This is a genomic window from Nocardioides sp. (assembly GCF_036267815.1).
In the GTDB taxonomy this organism is placed as follows: domain Bacteria; phylum Actinomycetota; class Actinomycetes; order Propionibacteriales; family Nocardioidaceae; genus Nocardioides.
Genome location: NZ_DATAVI010000059.1, coordinates 1 through 23,706, shown reverse-complemented (window position 1 = coordinate 23,706; position 23,706 = coordinate 1). Strand labels below are relative to the sequence as shown.

Below are 23,706 nucleotides of genomic sequence, written 5' to 3'. Positions count from 1 at the left end.
CGCCCGGAGCAGACCGCTTGCCGACCGAGGGCAGACTTGCAGCACTGCTGTCTCGTGACGTGGGAGGAGAGCCGACGTGAAGATGGTGTGGGTCTGGGTGGTCGGCGGAGTTCTGGCGCTTGCCATCGGAGTCCTCTGGGTCCTCCAGGGCTCCGGCGCGATGGGCGACAACGGCGGCATGGACGGCGAGTCGCAGTGGACCGTCATCGGAGCCGTGGTGGCCCTGGTCGGTCTCGTCCTCCTCGTCGCGGGCCTCAGGAGGCTGCGGGTCGGGGACGGCGGCTGAGCAACCAGCCGGTGCCCCTACTGGGAGTCGAACCCAGACTGGGGCCGCTTTTAAGGCGGCTTCCTCTACCGGTTGGGATACAGGGGCGGTCCGGGGATTATCCCAGCCAGATCGCGGGCCGCGACGAAGACCTCGTCGAGCATCGTCGGGGTGAGGCGGCCGGTGAAGGTGTTGTGCTGGGAGGGGTGGTAGCAGCCCAGGAGCCGGACCCCGACGGCGTCGGCGTGCTCGCCCCGAGCCAACAGCACCTGCGTGCCGTGCCCGAAGCGCGGGCGCGGCCTCGGCACGTCGTACCCCGCGCCGGCCAGGGCGCGCAGGGCGCCGGCCCACCCGTAGGCACCCAGCGCGACCACGACCCGCAGCCTCGGCGCCAGCAGCGACAGCTCACGGTCGATCCAGGGGGCACAGCTGTCGCGCTCGACCACCGTCGGCTTGTTCGCCGGCGGCGCGCAGCGCACCGTCGCCACCATCCGGGTCTCGACCAGGCGCTGACCGTCGCCCGCGTGGACACTCGTCGCGCGGGTCGCCAGGCCGACGCGGTGCAGGCTCGCGAACAGCCAGTCACCCGACGAGTCGCCGGTGAAGACCCGGCCGGTGCGGTTCCCGCCGTTGGCCGCGGGCGCGAGCCCGACGATGACCAGCCGGGCCGCGGGGTCACCCCAGCCGGCGATCGGACGACCCCAGTAGGGCTGGTCGGCGAACGACGCCCGCTTCTCGGCCGCGACGTCCTCGCGCCAGCGCACGAGCCGCGGGCAAGCCGCGCAGACGCTGATCCGGGCATCGAGCTCGCCGAGGCTCTCGGTGGCGGCGAGACGGCGTACCCCGGCGGGTGTGCGCGCCACGGGCGTGTCTGCTTCCGCCGGGTCGTCGGGCCACCCGGTGCCCGGAGGGACCGGGCTGGGGTACGGCGTGCCCGTCACCGGGTGGGGCAGCTGGCTCACGGTGACACCAGCGAAGCGGCGATGCCGTAGAGGATGTCGGCCTCGGACACCCGATAGGTGGACACGCCGGCCTGAGCCAGGATGCGAGACCAGATCAGGGCGCCGGCCCCGATCACGTCGGCCCGGCCCGGGTGCATCGACCCGATGGCGCGTCGTTCGGCGACGGTCATCGCCAGCAGGCGGTCGACGTAGTCCAGCGTGTCGGCCACGCCGAGCTCGGCGCCGTCGATCGCGTCGCGGTCGTAGACCTCGAGGTCGAGCATCGCCGCGGCCAGGGTCTTGATCGTCCCCGAGGTCCCGATCACCGAGGCGGCGTCGACCACCGGCACCGGACAGGTGGCGAGATGGCGGTCGATGTCGGATCGGCACGCCGCGATCTCGGCCGCCGTCGGCGGGTCCGTGTCCAGGTGACGCTCGTGCAGACGCACGGAGCCGATGTCCATCGACACCGCGACGTCGGGCCGGTCATGCCCGAGCACGAGCTCGGTGGAGCCGCCTCCGATGTCGACGACGAGCACGGGCCCGGCGGCCGCTCGCCGCAGGTGCCCGACCGCGCCCCGGAAGACCAGCGCGGCCTCCTCGTCTCCGGAGAGCACCTCGGGCACGACGCCCAGCCGGGCTCGCACGCCCTCGACGAAGAGGTCGGCGTTGCCGGCGTCGCGAGTCGCGGACGTGGCACAGAAGCGGAGGCGGGTCACGCCGTACCTCGCGAGCAGGGCGGCGTACTCGTCGATGGCGGCAAAGGTGCGCGTCAGGGCGTCGTCGGCGAGGAGACCGGTGGTGTCGACCCCCTGACCGAGTCGCACCATCCGCGACTCGCGGACCAGGATCTCGGGGTAGGCGCCGATCAGGATCTTGATCGAGTTGGTCCCGCAGTCGATCGCGGCGATGCGCTCAGCCAACGCAGGGTCCTCCCGACCACCAGGACCCCAGCCGGTCGACGACCTCGTCGCCCAGGGGGTTGACCCCCGGCCCGGCCACCAGCGCCTGGGCCGCCAGGACGTGCAGGCACTTGACGCGGTCGGGCATGCCGCCGGCGGACACCCCGGCGATCTCGGGGACGTCGCCCAGCCGCTCACGGTCGGCGAGGTAGGCCTCGTGGGCCGCCCGGTAGGCCGTCGCGAGCTGCGGGTCGTCGGCGAGGCGGACCTCCATCTCACGCATCAGGCCGGAGCCCTCGAGGGTCCCGACCAGCGACGTCGCGCGCGGACAGGTGAGGTAGTACATCGTCGGGAAGGGCGTGCCGTCCGGCAGCCGAGGCTCGGTGACGACAGCATCCGGCAGCGAGCACGCGCAGCGGTGACCGACGGCCCGCAGGCCGCGCGGCGTACGCCCGAGCTGGGCCTCGACCGCGGCCTGGTCGCCGGGCGAGACCGCGTCGCTCACCGCCGGCCGCCGCCGAGGAACTTCAGGGGCCGGCTCCTGACGCCCGTGGGCGGCGGGTTGCCGGCGAGCTGGACCGACTTCCACTCGCTGGTCCACCACGCGGTCGGCGTGGTGGTACGCGACGTGCGCGGGTCGGACAGGGTGGCCTGGGCGGCGATCGGCTTGCCGTCCTCGCCGATCACGACGTACGACGTCTGGCCGGGCATGAGGTAGCCGAACCTCGCACGCGCCTGCTCGCGGACGTACGCCGGATCCTGCCACCGGGCCTTCTCGTCCTCGAGGCGGGAGATGCTGCTCTGACTGGTCGCGATCTGCCCGCGCAGCTGCTGGATCTGGCTGTGCTGCTGGAAGTAGGCCTTCAGCGAGGACGCGTAGGAGATGGTCAGGACCGACAGCACGAGCACCAGCACCATCGCGCGCCCGGTGACCCGGGAGTGGCGCGGCTCGGCGGCCGGCCGGGTCGCGGGAGCGGGAGCGGCGGAGCGTGGGGCGTCCGCCGTCCTGGAGCGGGGTCGCCGACGTGGCCCGCCCGGGCGAGAGCCCGGGCGGCCGGTGGGCGCGCGACGCGGCTGGACCATCGGCGTCAGGCCCCGAACCGCGGGAAGGCGCGGGCGCCGGCGTAGCGCGCGGCGTCCCCCAGCTCCTCCTCGATCCGCAGCAGCTGGTTGTACTTCGCCGTCCGGTCGGTGCGAGCCGGGGCGCCGGACTTGATCTGTCCGCAGTTCGTCGCCACCGCGAGGTCGGCGATCGTGGTGTCCTCGGTCTCGCCGGAGCGGTGGCTCATCATGCAGCGGTAGCGGTTGCGGTGGGCCAGGTCGACCGCGTCGAGGGTCTCGGTGAGCGAGCCGATCTGGTTGACCTTGACCAGCAGGGCGTTGGCCTGGCCGCCGTCGATGCCGCGCTGGAGCCGCTCGACGTTGGTCACGAAGAGGTCGTCGCCGACGATCTGGATGCGCTCGCCGAGCTCGTCGGTCAGCGTCTTCCAGCCGTCCCAGTCGTCCTCGTGGAGAGGGTCCTCGATCGACACGATCGGGTACGCCGTCACCAGGTCGGCGTAGTAGGCGGTCATCTCGGCCGCGGACTTCGCGCCGCCCTCGAAGGAGTAGCCCCCGTCGTCGAAGAACTCGCTGGCCGCGACGTCCATCGCCAGGGCGATGTCGGTGCCGAGCCGCAGCCCGGCAGCCTCGACCGCCTCGGCGATCAGGTCGAGCGCCGCACGGTTGCTCTCCAGATCGGGCGCGAAGCCACCCTCGTCGCCCAGCCCCGTCGACAGGCCCTTCTTCTTCAGGACGGCCTTGAGCGCGTGGTAGACCTCCGCACCGGACTGGAGCGCCTCGCGGAAGGTGGCCGCGCCCACCGGGGCGATCATGAACTCCTGGATGTCGACGTTGGAGTCGGCGTGGGATCCGCCGTTGACGATGTTCATCAGCGGGACGGGCAGCAGGTGCGCGTTGGGACCCCCGACGTAGCGGTACAACGGCAGCGCCGCGGAGTCGGCCGCGGCCTTCGCGACCGCGAGTGAGGCGCCGAGGATGGCGTTGGCACCGAGGCTGGCCTTGTTGGGGGTGCCGTCGAGGTCGGCCATCGTCTGGTCGACGACCCGCTGGTCGTCGGCGTCGAGACCCTCGAGCGCCGGGCCGATCTGCTGCACCACGGCGGCAACGGCCTTCTGCACGCCCTTGCCGGCGTACGCCTTCTCGCCGTCGCGCAGCTCGACCGCCTCGAACGCACCCGTGGACGCCCCGCTCGGCACGGCCGCGCGGGAGTAGGTGCCGTCGTCGAGCAGCACCTCGACCTCGACGGTGGGGTTGCCCCGGGAGTCCAGGATCTCGCGAGCCCCGACAGCCTCGATGATCGCCATGCGGTCACCCTAACGTCGCACTCCGCGCGAACCCGGCAGCACCCGCGGCTGTTGAGATGCGCCTTCCGACCGGTCGAGATGCGCAGTTCGACCGGTCGAGATGCGCAGTTCGACGAGTTGGCAAAACGCCCGCGCGGATCGCCGACCCGCCTCACACTGGCCTCAGACCACGCGAGGAACTCTCGGAGCAGACATGACCACACCGACCTACGGCCCGTCGTACGGCGAGCCGACCGGCGCCCCGTCGTACGGCACGCCGTACCCCGTCCAGCCGGGGCAGCCCGGCCAGCCCGAGCAGCCGGTCGGTCCGCCGCCGAGCAGGGCCACGGCGTACTGGGCCCTGGGCCTCGGCTGGTTCCCGTTCTTCCTGGGCTGGGTGGTCGCGGTCGTGCTCGCGTGCGTGGTCATCACCCGCTCGGGCGACGGGCGCAACCACGGCAAGCGGGTCGCGATCGCCGGGCTGGTCGGGGTCGGCTTCTGGGTGGCCGTGATCGTCGCCGTGTTCGTCTTCCGGCCCTTGGCCGCACGTCGGGACTCGGCCGGCGACGTCACCAAGGCGGGCTCGATGTCGGTGCTGGCGTTGCGCGTCGGCGACTGCGGCCAGCAGCCCCCCACCGGACCCACCAGCGTCGTCCAGGTCGTGCCGTGCACCCAGCCGCACGCGATCCAGGTGCTCGCGACGTTCGAGCTCAGCGGCGACTACCCCGGCGACGGCGCGGTGTCGCAGGAGTCCGAGAACGGGTGTACGCAGCGGCTCAGCGGAATGTCGGAGCTGCGCGGACGGAGCGACCTGCGTCTCACCTTGCTCCACCCGCTCGCCTCGCGGTGGCAGCAGAACAAGACCGTCGTGTGCATGGCCACCAGCGACGAGCCGATGACAGGCTCGCTGCTGGCCGGCGCCGGCGTCGCGTCCTAGCGACCGTCCGGGACCTGTCGGCGGACGGCGTCGCGAAGGGCCTGCTCGGGGTCGACGCCGGCCGCCCTCGCCTCGGCCACGAGCAGCAGCAGCCGGTCGCCCAGGTCGCGCGACTCGGTCGGCAGCGGCGCATCCGGCTCACGCTCGAGCACCTTGAGGGCGAGGAGCAGCGCCGGCAGGCCGGGGGCGATGCCGTCGTAGGCCGAACGGCGCGGCCTCTCGGCCTGCTTGATCTGCTGCCAGCGGGCGTCGACCTCGGCCGCCGTCAGCTCGGAGGCTCCGCCGACCTCGGCGTCGGGACCGAAGACGTGGGGGTTGCGCCGGCGCATCTTCTCCGCGATCCCGCGAGCGACGTCGTCGAGGGTGAACGACCCGGACTCCTCCGCGACGACCGCATGGAAGTACACCTGGAGCAGCAGGTCTCCCAGCTCCTCGCCCAGGTGGGCGTCGTCACCCGCGTCGATCGCCTCCAGCGCCTCGGCGGCCTCCTCCTGGAGGTAGCGTGCCAGCGACCGGTGGGTCTGCTGACGCGTCCAGGGGCACTCGCGCCGCAGCCGGCGCATGTCGTCGGCGAGGTCCAGCAGGGGCGCTCCCTCGGACACGCCTCACTCGCCCGTCACTGACACAGCTGCGACGAGGACAGCTGCGAGGTGTAGGCGTCGCCCGGAGCCGCCGTGGTCTGCGCTCCGGCCGAGGCCAGCGCGCTCAGGGGGTACGACGTCTGGTCCTTGACCGTGGAGAACTTGCCGCCGTCGACCGCCACCCCGAAGACCGGGTCGATGAAGGCCGAGTGGTGGGTGAGCCAGTCCTGGGTGGCGACCTGCCCGCCCTGGAGCGCCGCCTTGAGCTCGGCGTTGCTGGAGCCGGTCTTGCCGGAGAGCTTCTGGCCGATCGCGACCTGGACGTTCTCGAGGTAGGCGTCGGCGCCGGCGACCTCGATCGCGGCGTCGCGCTGGTCGGCGGGCGAGGAGGCGAGCGCCGACTGGTACTGGCTGATGGCCTGCTGGTAGCCCGAGGCCGGTGTCACGGCGTACTGCGCGGCGAGCTGCTCACCCAGGGCGCGCTTGGCCAGGCTGGAGGCGGCGTAGTTGCGGACCAGGCCCATCGGGATCGGCCCCGACTGCTGCGAGCTGGCCTGAGCCTGCGACTGGGTGACGTAGACCTTGCAGAACAGGGTGGCGGCCGTGTCGATCCTGGCCATCCCGACCGACTGGTCACCGATCACGACGGCCGAGCCCGGGTGGATGCCCAGGGAGCTGCCACAACCGGTCAGCAGCAGCCCGGCTGCGGCGAGTCCGGCGAGCGCCACGCGCTGTCGGGTGAGGTTCACGATGACTCCCTGGTGGTGCTGGCGGTGCTTCTCTCCGGTCGCGGGTCGATCACCGAGTCGATGACCGCGCGGGCCCATTCAAGCAGGGCCACCCCGTCGATCGGACGGCCCCCGATGACCTGCGTCTGCGGCCGTGGTACCAGGAGGGTCCCCAGCTGGCTCTTCACGATGCTGCGGGGGTAGAGCCGGTTGAGCCGGAGCACCCGCGACTCGGGCAGCTCGGCGACCGGTGCGAACCTGACGTTGCGCCCGGCGATGGTGACCTCGGTGATGCCCGCCTGCCGGGCCCGGGCACGGAACCTCGCCACCAGCAGCAGCGAGGCCACCTCGACGGGGGGCTCGCCGTACCGGTCGTCGAGCTCGTCGCGGATGGCGTCGACATCCGCGTCGGCGCGGACCTCCGCCAGCCGGCGGTACATCTCCAGGCGCAGGCGCTCGCTGGGGATGTAGGTGTGCGGAAGATGGGCGTCGACCGGCAGCTCGATCCGCACCTCCCCCAGGTCGTCGGCACCGGACCCGTCGGCGCGGAACTCCTGCACCGCCTCGCCGACCAGGCGCACGTAGAGGTCGAAGCCGACGTCGGCGATGTGTCCCGACTGCTCGCCGCCCAGGAGGTTGCCCGCGCCCCGGATCTCGAGGTCCTTCATGGCGATCGCCATCCCGCCCCCGAGGTCGGAGTGCTGGGCGAGGGTCGCGAGCCGCTCGTGGGCGGTCTCGGTCAAGGGCTTCTCGGCGGGATAGAGGAAGTAGGCGTAGGCCCGCTCGCTGGAGCGGCCCACCCGGCCACGCAGCTGGTGCAGCTGGGAGAGGCCGAGCGCGTCGGCGCGCTCGATGATCATCGTGTTGGCGTTGGAGACGTCGAGACCCGACTCGACGATCGTGGTGCACACCAGGACGTCGAAGCGCTTCTCCCAGAAGTCCAGCATGACCTGCTCGAGCTGGTGCTCCCCCATCTGCCCGTGAGCCGTGGCGACGCGGGCCTCCGGCACGAGCTCGCGGATCCGCGCCGCGGCCTTCTCGATGGACTGCACGCGGTTGTGGATGAAGAAGACCTGCCCCTCGCGGAGCAGCTCGCGCCGGATCGCGGCCGTGACGGTGCGGTCCTCGTAGCCGCCGACGTAGGTCAGCACCGGATGCCGCTCCTCCGGCGGGGTCGTGATCGTCGACATCTCGCGGATGCCGGTGATCGCCATCTCCAGGGTCCGCGGGATCGGAGTCGCACTCATCGACAGCACGTCGACGCTGGTGCGCAGGCGCTTCATCTGCTCCTTGTGCTCGACGCCGAACCGCTGCTCCTCGTCGACGATGATCAGCCCGAGGTCCTTGACCTTGACGTCGGGGTTGAGCAGGCGATGGGTGCCGATCACGATGTCGACCGAGCCCTCGCGAAGCCCCTCGCCGACCTCGCGTGCCTCCCGCTCGGTCTGGAACCGGCTCAGCGCCCGGATCGTGACGGGGAACGACCCCATCCGCTCGGCGAACGTCGTGTAGTGCTGCTGCACCAGCAGAGTCGTCGGGACCAGGACGGCGACCTGCTTGCCGTCCTGCACCGCCTTGAACGCCGCGCGCACCGCGATCTCGGTCTTGCCGTATCCGACGTCGCCGCAGACGAGCCGGTCCATCGGCACGGTCTGGCGCATGTCGGCCTTCACCTCGTCGACGGTCGTCAGCTGGTCGGGCGTCTCGTGGAACGGGAACGCGTCTTCGAGCTCGCGCTGCCACGGGGTGTCCGGCCCGAAGGCGAAGCCCTGGGTGGCCTGCCGCGCGGCGTACAGCTTGATCAGCTCGGCCGCGATCTCGCGCACCGCCCGGCGGGCGCGGTTCTTCCGCTTGGACCAGTCAGACCCGCCGAGCCGGTCGAGATGGGGCTGCTCGCCACCGACGTAGCGGGTGACCTGGTCGAGGGAGTCGGCGGGGACGAAGAGCATGTCGGCCGGTCCGCCGCCCCCTCCCGGTGTACGCCGACTTGCGCCGTACTCGAGGACGAGGTACTCGCGGGTGGCGCCCTGCACTTCGCGCTGCCGCATCTGCACGAACCGGCCGACGCCGTGCTGCTCGTGGACGACGTAGTCGCCCTTGGTCAGCTCCAGGGGGTCGATCTGGCGCTTGCGGCGGGTCGGCATCCGGCTCTGGTCGCGGGTGGCGCCGCGCTGTCCGGACAGGTCGTCGCCGGTCAGCACCACCAGCCCCACGCCCGCAGCGACGAAGCCGTGGGCCAGAGCGCCGCAGGTCACGGTCACCACCGCGGGGTCGAGGGTGAGGTCGTCGGGCTCGACCAGACGCGCCGCGACGTCGTGCTCGGCGAGCACCTCGACCATGCGCTGGGCCGGACCGTGCGCCGGGTGCACCACCACGACGCGACGACCCTCCGCGAGCCAGCCGCGCACGTCGCTGACGGCCCGCTCGACGTCACCGCGGTACCCCTCGACCGGCACCGCCCCCACCGTGCGCCCCGCGCCGTCCAGCAGCTCCTCGTCGAGACCGAAGGGGCTGACCGTCCACCACGGGATGCCCAGCTCGCGCGCGTGTGCGAGGACGTCGTCGAGCTCGCGGTACGACGCGGCGCCCAGGTCGATCGGGGCGACACCGCCCCCTGCCGCGGCGGCCCACGAGGCACCCAGGAACTCCTCGCTGGTGGCCACCAGGTCGTGCGCCCGGCTGCGCACCCGCTCGGGATCGACGACCACGACCAGCGTGTCGTCGGGCATCGTGTCGACGAGCAGCTCCAGCTCGTCGACGAGGACGGGCGCCAGCGACTCCATGCCCTCCACGGCGATGCCAGCCGCGATCTTGTCGGTCATCTCGACCAGCTGGGGGTGCGCCCGGCCCAGCTCGGCGGCGCGCCGGCGTACGTCGTCGGTCAGCAGGAGCTCGCGACAGGGAGGAGCCCACAGCCGGTCGACCTTCTCGATCGTGCGCTGGTCGGCCACCGCGAAGGACCGGATCTCCTCCACCTCGTCGCCCCAGAACTCCACCCGCACGGGATGCTGCTCGGTCGGCGGGAACACGTCGACGAGCCCGCCACGGACCGCGAACTCACCGCGCCTCTCGACCAGGTCGACTCTGGTGTATGCCGCGTCGGCCAGGCGGCGGGTGACCTCGTCGAGCTCGGCGGTCGAGCCGGGCTCCAGCTCGACGGGCTCGAGGTCGCCGAGCCCGCGCACCTGCGGCTGGAGGATCGACCGGACCGGCGCGACGACCACCCGGAGGGATCCGGTCTCCGGCCCGGCGCCCGAGGCACCGGAGTCTCGCAAGCCGGCTGCGGCGCCGGGGTGCCGGAGCCGCCGGAGCACCGCGAGCCGTCGCCCCACGGTGTCGCTGCGGGGGCTGAGCCGCTCGTGGGGAAGCGTCTCCCAGCTCGGGAAGAGGGCCACCGCCGCGGGGTCGACCAGCGAGGAGACCTCCTCGGTGAGCTCCTCGGCCTCACGCCCGGTGGCCGTGACCAGCAGCACGGTGCGGTCGGCGCGGACCAGGCCGTCGACGAGGAACGGCCGGACGCCGGCCGGGGCCGTCAGGTCGAGCCGCCCCAGCTGTGCGTCGACGGTCAGCGCTGCTGCCAGCGCGGGCTCCGCGAGCACGGCATCGGTGAGCTGGGAGGAGAGCACGCGGGCCTTTCGACGAGGGTGGGCAGAGGGCGGACAGCACCAACGCCCCCAGTCCGGCAGGCGGAGGGGGTGCAGGCTCCGAGGATAGTCCGCGCCGCCGACAGGCCGCCGACAGGCAGACTGGCCGCATGTCCAGAGTCCGCTTCGACCACATCGGCATCACCGTCTCGGACCTCGACACCGTGGCGGCGTTCTTCCTGGGGCTGGGCCTGGAGGTCGAGGGACGCACGTTCGTCGAGGGCGAGTTCATCGACACGGTCATCGGCATCCCCGGCTCGCGCACCGAGATCCTGATGCTGCGGCTGCCCGGCGGCGGCACGACCCTCGAGCTGTCGAGCTTCGTCAGGCCGGACCCGCTTCCCGGCTCACCCGACGCCGCCGCCAACGAGCTGGGCCTGCGCAGCGTGGCCTTCGAGGTCGACGACCTCCGGGCCACCGTCGAGGCCGCCGCAGCCGCCGGCTACGCCCTGGTCGGTGGCATCGGGGAGTACGAGGGCGTCTGGCGGATGGCCTACGTCCGCGGACCCGAGGGCATCCTGGTCGCCCTGGCCCAGCGGCTGGGCTAGGAGCTGCGGTCGGCGTGGGCCCGGGCCGCGTCGTAGACGGCCCGGACGTAGCTGGCGGCGTGGTTGTTGGAGAGGATCGCCGCCGACCAGCCTGCCGCCGTCACCGGAGTCGCCCCCCGGGTCGCCCCCGGAGTCGCACAGGGAGTCGCACAGGCAGTCGCACAGGCAGTCGCACAGGGAGTCGCACACGGGAGCGCGCGGCGCCGAACCCGACTGGCACGGCGACGCACAGCGCGAAGAGGCCGACCCACCACCCTGCGCCGCAGCAGGGCCGCGACCCCGAAGCGGCGCGTCTCCGGCAGCCACTGGCGGGTCGCGGGTTGGGCCAAGTCCGCCCGATCCGACCAGGCGTCCCCAGTCCCCAACCTGGGGTTCGCGGGATGCCAAATCCCCCGCTTCAGCGGGGGACTTGACACTTATTGGGGGTTGCAGCGGCCAAGAAGTGTCAACTCCCCCGCTGAAGCGGGGGATTTGGCAGCGCCAGCGCAGTCAGCTCGGGGGGTGGGGCGCTAGGCGGACCCGGGGTCCGCGACGCGGCCGACGAACAGCGGGGTGCCGTGCTGGGTGTCGTGGATCACGTACAGGAACGGGCGGTCGAGGACCAGCGGAGCGGGCCCCTCGACGATGGCCGAGTCCGCCATCCCGACCGCGGTGGCCGCGGCCGCCTCGGTGCCGGCCTCGTCGACGGCGACGTACGTCTGGTGCAGGACGCAGCCGATCTCGAGGCCGACGTCCTCCGTCATCCCGCTGAAGTCGGCGCCGCCACCGAACGCGTCGGCCATGCCCAGCGCCGACAGCGGCGCCTTCAGGTCCGTCGGGATGCGGTAGGTCCAGCGAGGCATCGACAGCTGAAGACCCTCTTGGCCCCGCCCGCGCAGCCCGGTCGTCAGGAGCTCCCGAAGCGCCGCCGATTCCGATCCCGAGGGCAGTGCCACGGTCATGGCCAGGGTGTCGCCCGCATAGGCCAGACGCGCTCCCCGGTAGTGCAGCCCCGCGACGTAGCCCGGCCCCTCGCTGGTGGACATCATCGGCGTCGATACGCGGGAACGGTCTCCGCGGACGAAAGTGCCGGGCTTCGTCAGGGTCTTCTCGAAGGGGGCCTGCCACGGTGCCTTGAAGTACACCGCGTCGACCAGGACCAGCTGCGTCGAGCCGTCGATGCTCCCCTTCGGCAGGATCTCCGGTACCCGGTCGTGGGTCTGGCCCGACGTCCACCCGTTGATGAGCTCGCGCGACCGCTCGAGGTCACCGGTGAAGTCCACGGTGCGCATGCCGGCGCCGTACTGCTTGGCCAGGGCTGTCAGGAAGGCCCGCTGCCAGTGGATGCCGGCGTTGCCGAAGAGCTGGTTGGCCGCGCTCAGGTCGATCTCGAGGGTGTCGTCGCCCTGCTTCACGGTCCCGGCGAGCCCCGCCAGCCCCTGAGTGAGGGCCGCCATGCCGGCGTTGTAGGTCGCGAGCGAGTCGATGTGCAGCACGCTCAGCATCTCGCGCGCGGTCGCTCCCCGGGCGCCGTTGGCGGTCATGGCCAGGGCGACGGCGATGGAGTACGGCGAGAGTGCGAGGTTGTCGTCGGGCCTGCCGATGGCGCTCCACAGGTCGACGGCGAAGGCGGACATCGCCGACACGACGCCGTCGACCGCCTCGGCGCTGCCCGCGCTCTGCGGCAGGTCGGCGCTCACGAGCCGCAGGTCGTGCCCGTCCGGGGTCGCGCGCGGCGTGCTCGATCCCGCCCCGCCGCATGCGGTGAGCACCGGCGCGGCCAGCCCGAGGGCTCCGAGGGCTCGCAGGGTCTGTCGACGGTTCAGCATGCCCGGTCAGACGTCGGCGGCGACGACGCGGTTCCCCTTCCCGCCGACGTGGGCGGGGGCGGTGCTCAGCCGAACCGGCCGTTGACGTAGTCGGCGGTGCGGGGGTCCTGGGGGTTGCTGAACATCGCCTCGGTCTCGCCGTGCTCGACGATGACGCCAGGCGTGTTGTGCGAGGCCAGGAAGAACGCCGTCTGGTCCGAGACGCGCGCGGCCTGCTGCATGTTGTGGGTGACGATCACGATCGTGACCTCCTGCGCGAGGTAGGCCATCGTCTCCTCGATCACCCGCGTCGAGGTCGGGTCGAGCGCCGAGCACGGCTCGTCCATCAGCAGCACCCGCGGCCGGATGGCCATCGAACGAGCGATGCAGAGTCGCTGCTGCTGGCCGCCCGACAGGCTGCCGCCGGGGGCGTCGAGGCGGTCCTTGACCTCGCCCCACAGGCCGCCCAGACGCAGGCAGCGCTCGACGAGGTGCTCCTTGGCCGAGCGCGACGCCCGGGTCCCGGTCAGCTTCAGGCCCGCGAGGACGTTGTCCTGGATCGACATCGCCGGGAACGGGTTGGGCTTCTGGAACACCATGCCGATCTCGCGGCGGGCATCGGTCAGCTTCTTGTTCGGTGCGTAGACGTCCTGCCCGTCGAGCATGACCTCCCCTGCCAGCTTGGCGCTCGGCACCAGCTCGTGCATCCGGTTCAGGGTGCGCAGGAACGTCGACTTCCCGCAGCCGGACGGGCCGATCAGTGCGGTGATGCCGCCGGCCGGCATGGTCAGCGAGACGCGGTCGAGGACCAGATGGTCACCGAACCAGGCGCTCACTCCCCGAGCCTCGAGCGTGGCCAGCCGGGACGTGGGGGCCGCGTCGGCCTCCTCCCGGTCGGGAACGTCGACCGCAGGGATCACCTGGGTCGGGTCGGTCGTGCTCATCATCGTCAGGCCCTCAGTTCGGGTAGGTGTCCGGTGATGCACGTGGGTGGCGGATCGGGCCGAGCCCCGGTCCGCCACCGCGTGGCTCACCTCACTTGGTGCGGGTGATGGTGACCTTCGTGGTCTTGCTCGGAGCCTTGAAGCTGCCCTTCACCACGTACTTGACCGCGATCTTGTTCTTGCCCTTCGCAAGCGACGAGCCCTTGACGGTGATCGTCACCTTGCCCTTCTTCAGCGTGCCGGTGCCGACGGTCCTCTTGCCGAGCATCAGCTCGATCTTGCCGGTCGGCTTGGCCGAGCCCGAAGCCGCCTTGACCGTGATCGTCACCTTGGACTTCTTGCTCGCGTTGGCCAGCTTGGCCGGCTTGGCCTTGGCCTTCAGCGAGGTCGCGACCTTGGCCGCCTTCACCTTGGAGTCGAACCGGACGTCCGACGAGCCCAGGGCCGTGTGTCCACCGGCGCTGGCGTTCGCTCCGAAGTCGGTCGGCAGGTAGGAGACGTCGATCACCTGCTTGCCCGAGACCCCGGCCGGCACCGGCACGGTCGCCGTCCCGTTGTTGCCGAGCTTCGCCGTGGCGTGGAACGAGGCCGTCGGCGAGCTGCCCGGCGTACCCGGAGCCGCAGCCACCACCAGCACCTTGCCGGACGGCGTGCCGCCGCCGTCGCTGACCACGCTGACGTGGACCGCTCCGGAGGCGTAGTGCGCGCTCGTGGTGGTGGCAGCACCCTCACCCTCGCCGTTGGAGGCAGTGGCGTCGATGGTGTCCTCGGTGTTGGTGTTCTTCACCCCGCACTTGCCCGCGGTCGTGCCGGTCTGGAGGGGCCAGAAGCCCGCGCCGGCGATGTCGGCCTGGGCGGTGGAGCTGGTGCAGACCCAGCCCGTGCTGGAGAAGAGGTTCTCCAGCACGTTGCCGTCGCTGCCGTAGAGGAACGGCGTCGTGGTCGCGCCCGAGATCGCCGAGCCGCGGACGACGTGGTAGAGCTCGCGGTCGCGCGACCAGCCGCCCTCGATCCGCACCGTCTGCGAGTGGCCGTTGGCCAGCTGCGCCCGGCCGTAGGAGAACGGCTCGACGGCGGCCTTGTCGGCGATCGTCACCGAGGGGTCGTGCTCCTCGACATTGGCCGTACCGGTGTTCCAGTTGCCGTTGGTGATCGTGTTCCCGGGGCCCTGCCAGGTCTGCGACGCGGCGGAGTGCGAGGTCGGGTCGTTGTCGCTGCCCGGGGCCTCGTTGACCTTGTCCAGCGCGGCCAGGAACGCCTCGAACGCGTTCAGCGTGCTCGAGCCGGCCTTTGGCAGGTACGGGTGGATCTGGGCGTTCTTGCCGCCGAGCTGGTTCCAGTTGGTGTAGGTGCCGTTGTAGATCCCGAGGATCTGCGCACCGGTCAGGGAGGCCGGTGCGGGACCACCGGGGTGGGTGACCACGACGATCTTGTCCACGGCGAACGGCAGAGCGAGCTCGCCCGCGGCCAGGTCCGTGGTGTTGATCGGGCCGGAGGAGCGTCCGTAGGCGACGTCGCCGAAGATCGGGTCGGTCGCCGTGCGGAGCAGGGTGCGCCCGTCACCGGAGCCGCTGGGCAGCGAGGAGCCGGCCGTGACGCCCGGGTCGACGACCTGCTCGTCACGCTTGACACCCGCCTTGGTGCCCGTGTGGTCGGCACCGCACGGGAAGCCGGAGCCGTCCGGGTTGTCACCCAGACCGGGCGCGCCGGTCGTGGTGTTGCCCAGGCAGGCGTCGAAGTCGGCCCAGGCGGGACCGGGGGTGGTCTGCGCGGCGTTGAAGGTGTCGAAGTCCTTGGAGAGCTGGTCGTCGACCCACTGGATGGTGTCAGAGCCCACACCGACGACGGTGGTGCCGAGCACGTAGGTGCCCGACACGCCCCCGGTGCCGGGCTTGGTGTCCGCGTTGGCAGGTGCCAACACGGTGAGTGCCAGACCGCAGGCGGCCACAGCGGCCAACCCCAGCTTGGCGCTTGTCTTCCTACCAGACATCAGTTGCTCCTGATCTCGTGATGCTCACTCTCGATGCGGTTACATCAAGTTCGGGAGGAGCCGCATGACCTGGTCGGTCACGGCCCACGCCAGTGCGATCGCGACCGGTGCTGCCACCAGCCAGACCAGCACCGCTCGGACATGGCGACGCGCGATGCTCACCGCGAGCACGAGCGCCGCCAAGAACGCCAGCAGCAGCACCAGCAGCGGCCAGGCCGCCGGGTCGTGCTGCATCGCCTTCTCGGCGTTCGGGACGGAGGGGTAGACCGGCCCCGAGGGGAAGGCCTTGGTGGTGTCGGCGTCGACGTAGACGACGTCGCGGGCACGCAGCCGGTACAGGAAGCCGGACCCGTCGGCGGTCGCCAGGATCAGTCGACCCGCATGGGTGCCAACCGGTGCGGCGGGGATCGGGTCACCGGCGCGTCGTAGGTCTGTGACCGTGTAGGTGACGCGGCCCTGAGCACCCAGGACGACGATGTCGTCGCCGGGACGCAGCGAGGTGATCTTGGCGAACGGCGCACCGTAGGTCGCGCTGCGGCCCATCACCAGCGAGGTGCCGGCGTTGCCCGGCAGCGGCGTCGTGCGCAGGTGTCCCGGGCCGTCGAGTAGGTCACCGGACGCCGTGCCGTCGACGACGACGTCGTCGACTCCGAGTGCGGGGATCGACATCAGGGCGACCGGGCTGCCCTCGGCCACCGGCTTGCCGTCGTAGTCGAGGGCACCCGTGGGGGCGGTCTCGGTCGCCAGCTGGGTGCGGTACTCGTTGAAGAGCAGGTGCTGGGCACGCGACTCGCTGAGGCGGCCCAGTGCGAGCATCTGCACCAGCACCCAGACGACGACGAGCAGGATGATCGTGCAGGCCGAGGAGACGACGTACAGCGTCTCCGCGGCCTCGCCGGGGCGGATTTGTCGCGCCTGACGAACGATGGGCGGCGGCGGTGGTGGCTTCGCGCGCTTGATCACGGTCGTGGTGCCCATCGCACCCCCTTGCGCCACAGGGCGATCCGGCCGGCGAGCACTCCGAGGCTCGCCAGGGCGCCGACGCCGATCAGGGCCAACATCAGGCCGCCGCCGGTGCGCGAGGTCACCGCCGCGGTGGTGACGATGGGACCGCTCGCGATCGGTGAGGTGCTGCCGGAGGGAGCCGGGGGCTGGCTGGACGGCGGCCCGCCCGTGGGCGCGTCACTCGGGGTCGTCGGTGGCGGCTGGCTCCCCGATGGGTGGCTCGGGGGCGGCGTCCCACCACCGGTCGGCGGCTGGCTCGGCGGGGCCTTCTGCTTGGCGATCGCGTCGGCGACCTGCTGAGCCTGTCCGTAGAGCCGCTTCGTCACGCCGGTCTTCGCGATCGGCACGTAGCCCGCGGCGAGCTGGCCGTTGCCGCGGCCGGGCTGCTGGCCCTCGGTCGTCGAGACGCGGATGAACTGCGCGACGTCGGCCGCGGTGCTCGTGGCCAGGCCGTAGGTCTTGGCCGCGGTGTAGACCACCATCGACCCCGGATAGGCCTTCTTCGACGTCCTGATGCTCGCCTGGGTCAGGTCGAAGGGCCGCAGCTTCGACGTCGGCTCGGCCAGCGAGAGCGCCGCCTTGATCCCGGCGCTGTCGGCCGCGACGTAGTGGCCGGAAGCCGCCTGGAGGCTTGCCGTGGTCAGGCCGTAGCGCTGGGCGTCGCCCAGCGTCACCAGCCCGAGCATGAACCGGTTGCCGTAGCCCTGGGGCGCGATCCGGCCGAGCTGGTAGGGATCGCTCGTCGTTCCCGTGCCGGTGCAGCCGGTCTCGACGTTGGGCCAGCTGTAGAGCAGGGCCTGGGCCACCAGCTGCATGCTGGTCATCGGGTTCGCGAGCAGCGGCATGTACGGCGGCATTGACGTGCCCTGCGCCTTGAGGCAGGAGTTCGGGGCGGCCCTGAACTGCCAGGTGTCGAGCTGCGGCCACGAGTCGACCGGGAGCCTCATCTTCTGGTACGCCGGGTTGACCCGCATGGTGTAGGGCCCGTCGTGCTCCGGCTTGCCGTCGACGAAGGCCATCGCCCGGGGGTCCGCCGCGATGTACGACGTGACCTCGTCCATCACCTGGGAGCTGGTCGAGGTCGCCAGGATCGTCGCGGCTGCCTCCGACCAGTGGGAGACATCCAGCCCGGGGTTGAGCTTGGTGAAGTCCGGGTCGAGGTTGAGCGAGAGCGGGTTGGTCTTGAAGCCCGGGTGGGCCGCGGCGACCGTCGTCGAGCCCGGATAGGACTCGGTGAGCAGCTTGGCCAGGAGCAGGGCGTTGAGCTTGAGCGTCGTCTCCTGCCCGGCATTGTCGGGCTTGTCGATGTCGTAGGCCACCGCCCACCCGGTCGCGGCGGTCGGCGCATAGCCGATCCCCGTGTCGCCCTGCCCGCGTCCCGACACCTCGGCGGCCGCGGCCGTGCCGCCCTGCATCAGGCCGAAGGCCGCGTCGTCGGGCATGACGTTGTCCTGCCAGTTGAAGCGCCTCTTGTTCAGGCAGTACGCCGGGATCCACTGGAGCGCGGCCTGGTCGAGCAGCTCGGACCCGTAGAACGGGACCGGCTTGCCTGCCTTCGCGACGGTGCAGACGGTGGGTGGCTGGGCGAAGTCCAGCGGCACCGGCACACGGCGCTCCCAGTTGGACGCCGAGGCCCAGAAGGCGGGCGCGACGGCGTCCTGCGGGGCCTGTCCGGTGTTGACCTGGCCGGGGGGCAGGTCGCCGGTCTGGTTGCAGGGCGCGGTGGCGTCGGTGTTGTCGCAGGTGATCCCGTCGATCGGGATCACCTCGAGGGTGCAGCGCACGCTCGAGGAGCAGCCGAGCGACTGGTTCTCCAACGAGGTGCGCACCTCGAAGGGGAAGCTCCCGGTGCCGTCGGTGTTGGTGAACGCGTAGGCCTCGTTGGGGATGCTGACCGAGTTGACGGTCGCCTCGGGCGGCATCGACTGCGACGAGCAGCCGGCGTACACCTTGCCCTTGCCGGTCTCGAACGGCGTGATCAGGTAGTCGAAGTTGGCGTTGACGTTGCAGTCGGTCGGAATCTGCCCCGGGTCGATGCCTTGGATGTGGTCGGTGTCGTCGCCGTTCGACGCGTCCTGCTCCCAGATGCCCTGGCCCGGGTCCGCGGAGTTGGTGCGCTGGAAGTACGTGTTGGTCCAGCAGGTGTCGGGCGAGACGGCCTCCGCGCCCTTCGGCACCCTCTCGTCGGGGTAGTCCTTGGGGTCGAGGCCGCGGCACTCCATCAGCACGACGGGGTACTCCTGCGGGAGCCCGGTCTCGCCGTACGGGTTCAGCGAGCGACCGCCGGTCACGTGCGCACCCGTCCAGTTCACGGTGATCCGCTCGTGGTCCTGGAGGTCGGTGTGCTTGTTGACCGAGAGGTGGAAGCAGTTGCTCGTCCTGGTCGCGCCGTTGGCGTCGTAGAAGCTGCGGGTCAGTGCCTCGCTGGCGCTCCACCCGTCGCCGTGGGATCCCTTGCCGTACTGCGTCGCGCAGCTCTGCGCGGCCGACGCCGACGATCCGGGCAGGGCCGCGACGATCCCCGCGCCGCCGAAGGCCAGCGCGGCGAGGAGGGCGAGGAGTCGCATCAGTCCGGTCACGGGCTGACGCCCTTGCGCCGGTTGAGCCAGGCGACGCAGAGACCGGGGATCAGCACGATCGCGAGCAGGAGGAGGCCCGCCGTCCACGCCCAGACCGTGGCGGAGCTGGTCCGCTGGGCCGCCAGGACCGTCGAGGTCGCGGTGGTGCCGGCCTCCGTCGTCGTCCCGGTGCCGGTGCCGTCGTTCGTCGTCGTCCCGTCGCCGGACGAGGGCGTGCTCCCCTCGGGTGGCGTGGTGCCGTCGGAGGTGCCGGAGTTGGTGCCGTCGCCGCTGTTGCCGCTGCTGTTGCCGTCCCCGTTCCCGTTCCCCTGGCCGCTGTTGCCGTTGGTGCCCGGCGGGAGGGCGCCGTCACCACAGGGCTGGCTGGTGGCCTTCTGGCATGCCAGAGGCAGCGGGGCGACCTGCGCCAGGTGGTTGGCCGAGAGGTTGCCCTTGACGAACGTGGGGTTGTCGCAGGCGGCGAGGTTGGCCGAGGGGTTCTTGATCTTGACCCCCGCGACCGCGCCGCCCTGCGCGTCCGGACCGAGCTTCTCCAGCTGGCCGAAGGCGGCCTTGACCAGGTTCAGCGGTAGCGGCGAGTAGCCGTAGGGACCCGCCAGGCGCTGGCCGGTGCACAGGTCGTAGCTGAGGAAGTCGGCCAGGGTCTGCCGCTTCGGCACCGTGAGGCGCTGGTCGCTCTTGGCCGTCGGGATGACCATGTAGGAGTACGACGACAGGGGGTAGGTCCGGGGGTCCTTGTAGGAGTAGACCTTGTCGAGGTCCTGCGTCAGGTAGCCGTTGGCCGACACTCCGTTGGGGCTGCACGTGCCGCCCTTCGTGCAGCCGATGATGCTGGCCTTGGTCAGCGCGACCGCGACGTTGTACTGCGTGGGCTGGACGTAGTAGCCGTCGCGGTTCTCGACGTACACGACCGGGTAATGGGCCTGGAGCGGGTAGGAGTACTCCGTGTACCCGATCTCGCCCTCACCACCAGCGCCCTTGATGGTGTTCATGACTCCGGCGTCCTGCGCGACCGCGATCTGGTTGCCCTGCCGGGGATAGATCGAGGTCAGGCCGGCCTTGCCGCCGTTGAAGGGCCGCCAGATCGACGGGTACTGCTTCTCCATCCACAGCGTGAACTGGGCGGTGGCTCCCGAGCCGTCGGACCGGACGACCGGCTTGATCGTCTCCGACGGGAGGGCGTGGCCGCCGTTCTCCTTGGTGATCTCGGAGTCGTTCCAGTTGGTGATCTTGTTGGTGAAGATCTTCGCGATGGTCTCCCCCGACAGCCTCAGGTTGGTGACCAGATGTCCGGCGACGGTGACGTGGTAGGTGAACGCCGTGCCGCCGGCCACGACCGGCAGGTAGGCGTAGGGGCGGTTGCTCGCGTCCGTCTGGCCCGTCGTGGGGTCCACGCCCTGGTAGGGGATGTCTGAGTCGCCGAAGTCGGTCACGCCGTTGGCGAAGTCCTTGCGCCCCTGGGAGGAGCCCGACTGGTTGAAGGTGATCTGCATGCCGTAGGCCGCCTGCACCTGGGCGATCCAGGGGGCGATGATCCCGTAGGCCCAGGTCGAGCCCGAGCCCTCGATCTCGGCGTACTCCGAACGAGCGCTCGCCGGGGCGACGGAGAACAGCGTGACGACGCCCAGGCTGACGGCCATGCCGAGCAGCGCGCTGGGTCGGAGCAGACGGGTCTTCACTCGGCCACCTCGGGTCTGGGGCGTGCGGGCTGGAGGGAGCGCATGAGCCGGCGTCGTAGCGACGGCTTGGCCGACGGCGGACGAGCCAGCAGACGGGCGACCACGAAGAGGACCAGGACGAGCATCAGCAGCACCGCGGCGGTCGCGTAGCCGCGCACGACCGCCTGCGGCTCCGGCGCGATGACGCTGTTGTAGACCGACAGCGGCAGCGAGCTCATGACGCCGTGGAACGGCTGGGTGACCAGGAACGTCGCGTAGCCGGAGGCGATCAGCACGGGGGAGGTCTCGCCGATGCCGCGTGCCACGGCGAGGATCAGCGCCGTCGCCAGGCCGGGTCGTGCGGTCGGCAGCACGACGTGCCAGATGGTGCGCCACCTGCTCGCGCCGAGTCCCAGCGAGGCCTCGCGCAGGTTGCCCGGCACGACGCGCAGGACGACGTCGGAGGCGCGGGCGACGATCGGCAGCATCATGACGCCGATCGCCAGGGCACCGGCGAAGCCCGACCGCGGCTCGTGCAGGGTGATGATCCACAGGGAGTAGATGAAGAGGCCGGCCACGATCGACGGCAGCGCCGTCATGGCCTCGACCACGGTGCGGATCACCCGGGCGAAGCGGCCGCCGACCTCGTTCATGTACACCGCAGTCCCGACCCCGAGCGGGAGCGTGATGGCCACGGCGATGCCGATCTCGATCAGCGTGCCGACGACGGACTGGAGCACGCCGCCCTGGTTGTACGGCGCGTCGGGGAGCGTCGTGTGCATCGTCTGGGTGAAGAAGTTCCAGTGGTGCAGAGCCGGCCAGCCGCGCTTGAAGACGAAGCCGAGCGTCGAGGCGAGGGCGCTGAAGACGACCAGCGCGCCGGCCGAGACGACCCACTGGGCGACCCTGTCGACCATCGCGATCGGGGCGTCGATGACCAGCGTCCCGACCGCGAGCAGCGCCGCGTTGCACAGCGCCGCGACCACGACGAACCAGCCGGGCCCCTGGATCGGCAGCACCCGCTCGACGATGACCCACGACAGCCCCACCGCGCCCAACCGCGCGCCCCAGGTGAGGAAGCGGTACTCCAGGGGCAGCACGCCGAGCGACGTGCGCGGGACGGGCGCCGCGGCGTCGGGCGCACGCTCGGGCATGACCGTCCGCGGCGCCTCGTCCATCGGCACGTCGTCCCGGTGCAGCACGGCGGTCACGAGGTGGACTCCCCCGACCTGCTGCGGTTGACCACGATCGCCGCGAGCGTGTTGACCACCAGGGTGATCACGAAGAGCACGAAGCCCGCGGTCAGCAGGGCCTTGAGCTGGATGCCGGTGGCCTCGCCGAACTGCGCCGCGATGGTGGACGACACCGTGGCGGTGCCGGTCTCCAGGACGTTCGGCTTGATCTCGAAGACCTGGTTGATGATCAGCAGGACCGCGATGGTCTCCCCGAGCGCGCGGCCCAGGGCCAGCATGGTGCCGCCGATGATGCCGCCCCTGCCGAAGGGCAGGACGACCGAGCGGATCATCCCCCACCTGGTCGACCCGAGCGCGAGCGCTGCCTCCTTCTCGCCATGAGGGGTCTGGCTGAAGACCTGGCGCATGATGGCGCAGGCCATCGGGAGCACCATCATGGAGACCGCGATCCCGGCGACGAACGCGCTCTTCTGGAACGACGACTCCTGCGGCGCGATGTTCGCGGCGTTCGGATCGGCGTTCACCGTCAGGCACACCGGGATCAGCACGATGGCCGCGACCCCTGCGACGTAGAACGCGATCAGCCCCCGCTGGCCCCGGACACCCAGCGTCCAGCGAGCCGAGAAGCCGATGACGACCGCGACGACCAGCACCAGCACCAGCGCCGAGCGGACCCAGCCGTGCACGGCGAGCGGACCGACGTGCCGGTCGACGAACATGGCGACGGTGCCGGCATGCGGCTGGATCAGGTCGCGACCCCAGAGCCCGTAGACGATCGACGGCACCGCCGCCATCAGGTCGATCGCCGAGATGAGTGTCGCCTGGAGCTTCGGCGGCGCGTACTCGCTGATGTAGAGCGCCGTGGCGAGGGCCAGCGGGAACGAGATCGAGATCGCGATCAGGGCCACCTCGACCGTGCCGACGAGCAGGGAGGCGACGCTGACCTGGTCGGTGTCGAAGTTCCAGCCGCGGTGGACGCTGAAGAACGCCGGCCCGTAGTGACGAAGCGTGGGGATCGACTCGAGCGCCAGGAAGATCCCGATGCCGCCGGTGATCACGAGCACCGAGGCGCCGAGCGATCGTGAGACGTAGACGAAGACGGCGTCACTGCCGGTCGGCTTCCGTGAGAGACGGCGGGGGGAGGTCGCCTCTGCGGGTGGGTCCTGGACGGGGACGCTCGTCATGGTCGTCGCGGGCCTCCGGGGAAGCCCGAGGTGGACCGGCCGGGCCCGCTGACGGTGGACTCGGGGCCCGGCCGGAGAGTGCGCGACGTCGCGCGGGGGGAAGGGACGCAGTCGCTAGGGGGGTCGATGCGTCCGGGAACGCCCTCGAACGGGCTTTGGGCTACGGGATTGCTGCTCACGCCTCTTGCTCTCGTGCTGGCCGGCCCCACCGTGGGCCGTCACGTGAGCAAGGTGACGGCGCCAGACCAACACCGCCGTCAACGCGGATGAACGAGATGAGAACAACTCAAGGGACTTGAGCGAATCCTTGTCACGGGCCAGCGGACCGGCCCTGTCAAGCCAACGGCCGGCGCCACCCACCCCCGACCCCAACCCTTCCTTGGGGTTGGTTGTTGTCAAATCCCCCGCTTCAGCGGGGGACTTGGCACTTCTGGGGGGTTGCAACCCCCAAGAAGTGCCAGGACACCCGCTGAAG

Annotated in this window: 19 protein-coding genes and 1 tRNA gene; 3 read left to right on the top strand and 17 right to left on the bottom strand. The window is 71.3% G+C overall.

Annotation, left to right across the window (positions count from 1 at the left end):
- The first annotated feature begins 76 nt into the window (after positions 1 to 76).
- A complete protein-coding gene (locus VHW64_RS12335) occupies positions 77 to 286 on the top strand; it encodes a hypothetical protein (RefSeq protein WP_329650855.1) in 210 nt (69 codons plus the stop codon).
- A 12-nt stretch (positions 287 to 298) separates the two neighbouring features.
- On the opposite strand, the gene VHW64_RS12330 is transcribed toward VHW64_RS12335, so the two are convergent.
- The 6 genes from VHW64_RS12330 to eno form a co-directional block, all read right to left on the bottom strand.
- Positions 299 to 373, bottom strand: a tRNA-Leu gene (locus VHW64_RS12330).
- A complete protein-coding gene (locus VHW64_RS12325) occupies positions 352 to 1,227 on the bottom strand; it encodes a uracil-DNA glycosylase (protein ID WP_329650854.1) in 876 nt (291 codons plus the stop codon). Before VHW64_RS12325 ends, VHW64_RS12330 begins: the two co-directional genes overlap by 22 nt.
- The gene (locus tag VHW64_RS12320) at positions 1,224 to 2,129 is read right to left on the bottom strand and encodes a Ppx/GppA phosphatase family protein (protein ID WP_329650853.1); all 906 of its coding nucleotides are present in this window, start codon (positions 2,127 to 2,129) and stop codon (positions 1,224 to 1,226) included. Before VHW64_RS12320 ends, VHW64_RS12325 begins: the two co-directional genes overlap by 4 nt.
- Positions 2,122 to 2,613 (bottom strand): DUF501 domain-containing protein, encoded by a 492-nt coding sequence (locus VHW64_RS12315; RefSeq protein ID WP_329650852.1) that lies wholly within the window; start codon positions 2,611 to 2,613, stop codon positions 2,122 to 2,124. The genes VHW64_RS12320 and VHW64_RS12315 overlap by 8 nt, the downstream gene beginning before the upstream one ends.
- Entirely contained in the window at positions 2,610 to 3,026 is a 417-nt protein-coding gene (locus VHW64_RS12310; RefSeq protein ID WP_329650851.1) for a septum formation initiator family protein, read from the bottom strand. The genes VHW64_RS12315 and VHW64_RS12310 overlap by 4 nt, the downstream gene beginning before the upstream one ends.
- Before the next feature lie 170 nt (positions 3,027 to 3,196).
- Positions 3,197 to 4,474, bottom strand: a complete 1,278-nt coding sequence (gene eno, locus VHW64_RS12305; protein ID WP_329650850.1) for a phosphopyruvate hydratase — start codon at positions 4,472 to 4,474, stop codon at positions 3,197 to 3,199.
- A gap of 193 nt (positions 4,475 to 4,667) precedes the next feature.
- On the opposite strand from eno, the gene VHW64_RS12300 reads away from it, so the two are divergent.
- A complete protein-coding gene (locus VHW64_RS12300; protein ID WP_329650849.1) occupies positions 4,668 to 5,390 on the top strand; it encodes a hypothetical protein in 723 nt (240 codons plus the stop codon).
- Here VHW64_RS12300 and VHW64_RS12295 read toward each other — a convergent pair.
- Genes VHW64_RS12295 through mfd form a run of 3 tightly spaced genes read right to left on the bottom strand, consistent with a single transcriptional unit; the run spans position 5,387 to position 10,325 of the window.
- Complete coding sequence (locus VHW64_RS12295) at positions 5,387 to 5,992, bottom strand: MazG nucleotide pyrophosphohydrolase domain-containing protein (protein ID WP_329650848.1); 606 nt, start codon at positions 5,990 to 5,992, stop codon at positions 5,387 to 5,389. The genes VHW64_RS12300 and VHW64_RS12295 overlap by 4 nt on opposite strands.
- A gap of 14 nt (positions 5,993 to 6,006) precedes the next feature.
- The gene (locus VHW64_RS12290) at positions 6,007 to 6,720 is read right to left on the bottom strand and encodes a hypothetical protein (protein ID WP_329650847.1); all 714 of its coding nucleotides are present in this window, start codon (positions 6,718 to 6,720) and stop codon (positions 6,007 to 6,009) included.
- Entirely contained in the window at positions 6,717 to 10,325 is a 3,609-nt protein-coding gene (gene mfd, locus VHW64_RS12285; RefSeq protein WP_329650846.1) for a transcription-repair coupling factor, read from the bottom strand. Before mfd ends, VHW64_RS12290 begins: the two co-directional genes overlap by 4 nt.
- Before the next feature lie 128 nt (positions 10,326 to 10,453).
- Between mfd and VHW64_RS12280 the strand changes: the two genes are divergently transcribed.
- Positions 10,454 to 10,891 (top strand): VOC family protein, encoded by a 438-nt coding sequence (locus VHW64_RS12280; RefSeq protein WP_329650845.1) that lies wholly within the window; start codon positions 10,454 to 10,456, stop codon positions 10,889 to 10,891.
- 509 nt (positions 10,892 to 11,400) lie between these two features.
- Here the strand turns inward: VHW64_RS12280 and VHW64_RS12275 are convergent.
- The 8 genes from VHW64_RS12275 to VHW64_RS12240 all read right to left on the bottom strand — a co-directional run bounded on the left by VHW64_RS12275 (position 11,401) and on the right by VHW64_RS12240 (position 23,231).
- Positions 11,401 to 12,699: a serpin family protein gene (locus tag VHW64_RS12275; RefSeq protein WP_329650844.1), complete on the bottom strand. Its 1,299-nt coding sequence runs from the start codon at positions 12,697 to 12,699 to the stop codon at positions 11,401 to 11,403.
- A gap of 65 nt (positions 12,700 to 12,764) precedes the next feature.
- Positions 12,765 to 13,625 carry a phosphate ABC transporter ATP-binding protein gene (locus VHW64_RS12270; protein WP_329650843.1) on the bottom strand — a complete coding sequence of 287 codons (861 nt, stop codon included), beginning with the start codon at positions 13,623 to 13,625 and terminating at the stop codon, positions 12,765 to 12,767.
- A gap of 88 nt (positions 13,626 to 13,713) precedes the next feature.
- Positions 13,714 to 15,612 carry a substrate-binding domain-containing protein gene (locus tag VHW64_RS12265; protein WP_329650842.1) on the bottom strand — a complete coding sequence of 633 codons (1,899 nt, stop codon included), beginning with the start codon at positions 15,610 to 15,612 and terminating at the stop codon, positions 13,714 to 13,716.
- A 39-nt stretch (positions 15,613 to 15,651) separates the two neighbouring features.
- Positions 15,652 to 16,590, bottom strand: coding sequence for a class E sortase (locus tag VHW64_RS12260; protein ID WP_329650841.1), 939 nt, complete (start codon positions 16,588 to 16,590; stop codon positions 15,652 to 15,654).
- The gene (locus VHW64_RS12255; protein WP_329650840.1) at positions 16,572 to 19,196 is read right to left on the bottom strand and encodes a hypothetical protein; all 2,625 of its coding nucleotides are present in this window, start codon (positions 19,194 to 19,196) and stop codon (positions 16,572 to 16,574) included. Before VHW64_RS12255 ends, VHW64_RS12260 begins: the two co-directional genes overlap by 19 nt.
- On the bottom strand, positions 19,193 to 20,875 hold the full coding sequence (locus VHW64_RS12250) for a PstS family phosphate ABC transporter substrate-binding protein (RefSeq protein WP_329650839.1): 1,683 nt from the start codon (positions 20,873 to 20,875) through the stop codon (positions 19,193 to 19,195). The genes VHW64_RS12255 and VHW64_RS12250 overlap by 4 nt, the downstream gene beginning before the upstream one ends.
- Positions 20,872 to 22,065, bottom strand: a complete 1,194-nt coding sequence (gene pstA, locus VHW64_RS12245; protein ID WP_329650838.1) for a phosphate ABC transporter permease PstA — start codon at positions 22,063 to 22,065, stop codon at positions 20,872 to 20,874. The genes VHW64_RS12250 and pstA overlap by 4 nt, the downstream gene beginning before the upstream one ends.
- Positions 22,062 to 23,231, bottom strand: a complete 1,170-nt coding sequence (locus tag VHW64_RS12240) for a PstC family ABC transporter permease (RefSeq protein ID WP_329650837.1) — start codon at positions 23,229 to 23,231, stop codon at positions 22,062 to 22,064. Before VHW64_RS12240 ends, pstA begins: the two co-directional genes overlap by 4 nt.
- Positions 23,232 to 23,706: the final 475 nt, after the last annotated feature.

What these genes read in the sequence shown, in the direction of transcription:
- VHW64_RS12310 (WP_329650851.1), bottom strand. Translation starts at nt 3,026, where the DNA reads ATGGTGCTGGTGCTCGTGCTGTCGGTCCTGACCATCTCCTACGCGTCC.
- eno (WP_329650850.1), bottom strand. Translation starts at nt 4,474, where the DNA reads ATGGCGATCATCGAGGCTGTCGGGGCTCGCGAGATCCTGGACTCCCGG.
- VHW64_RS12300 (WP_329650849.1), top strand. Translation starts at nt 4,668, where the DNA reads ATGACCACACCGACCTACGGCCCGTCGTACGGCGAGCCGACCGGCGCC.
- VHW64_RS12280 (WP_329650845.1), top strand. Translation starts at nt 10,454, where the DNA reads ATGTCCAGAGTCCGCTTCGACCACATCGGCATCACCGTCTCGGACCTC.
- VHW64_RS12275 (WP_329650844.1), bottom strand. Translation starts at nt 12,699, where the DNA reads ATGCTGAACCGTCGACAGACCCTGCGAGCCCTCGGAGCCCTCGGGCTG.
- VHW64_RS12270 (WP_329650843.1), bottom strand. Translation starts at nt 13,625, where the DNA reads ATGATGAGCACGACCGACCCGACCCAGGTGATCCCTGCGGTCGACGTT.
- VHW64_RS12265 (WP_329650842.1), bottom strand. Translation starts at nt 15,612, where the DNA reads ATGTCTGGTAGGAAGACAAGCGCCAAGCTGGGGTTGGCCGCTGTGGCC.
- VHW64_RS12260 (WP_329650841.1), bottom strand. Translation starts at nt 16,590, where the DNA reads ATGGGCACCACGACCGTGATCAAGCGCGCGAAGCCACCACCGCCGCCG.
- VHW64_RS12240 (WP_329650837.1), bottom strand. Translation starts at nt 23,231, where the DNA reads ATGACGAGCGTCCCCGTCCAGGACCCACCCGCAGAGGCGACCTCCCCC.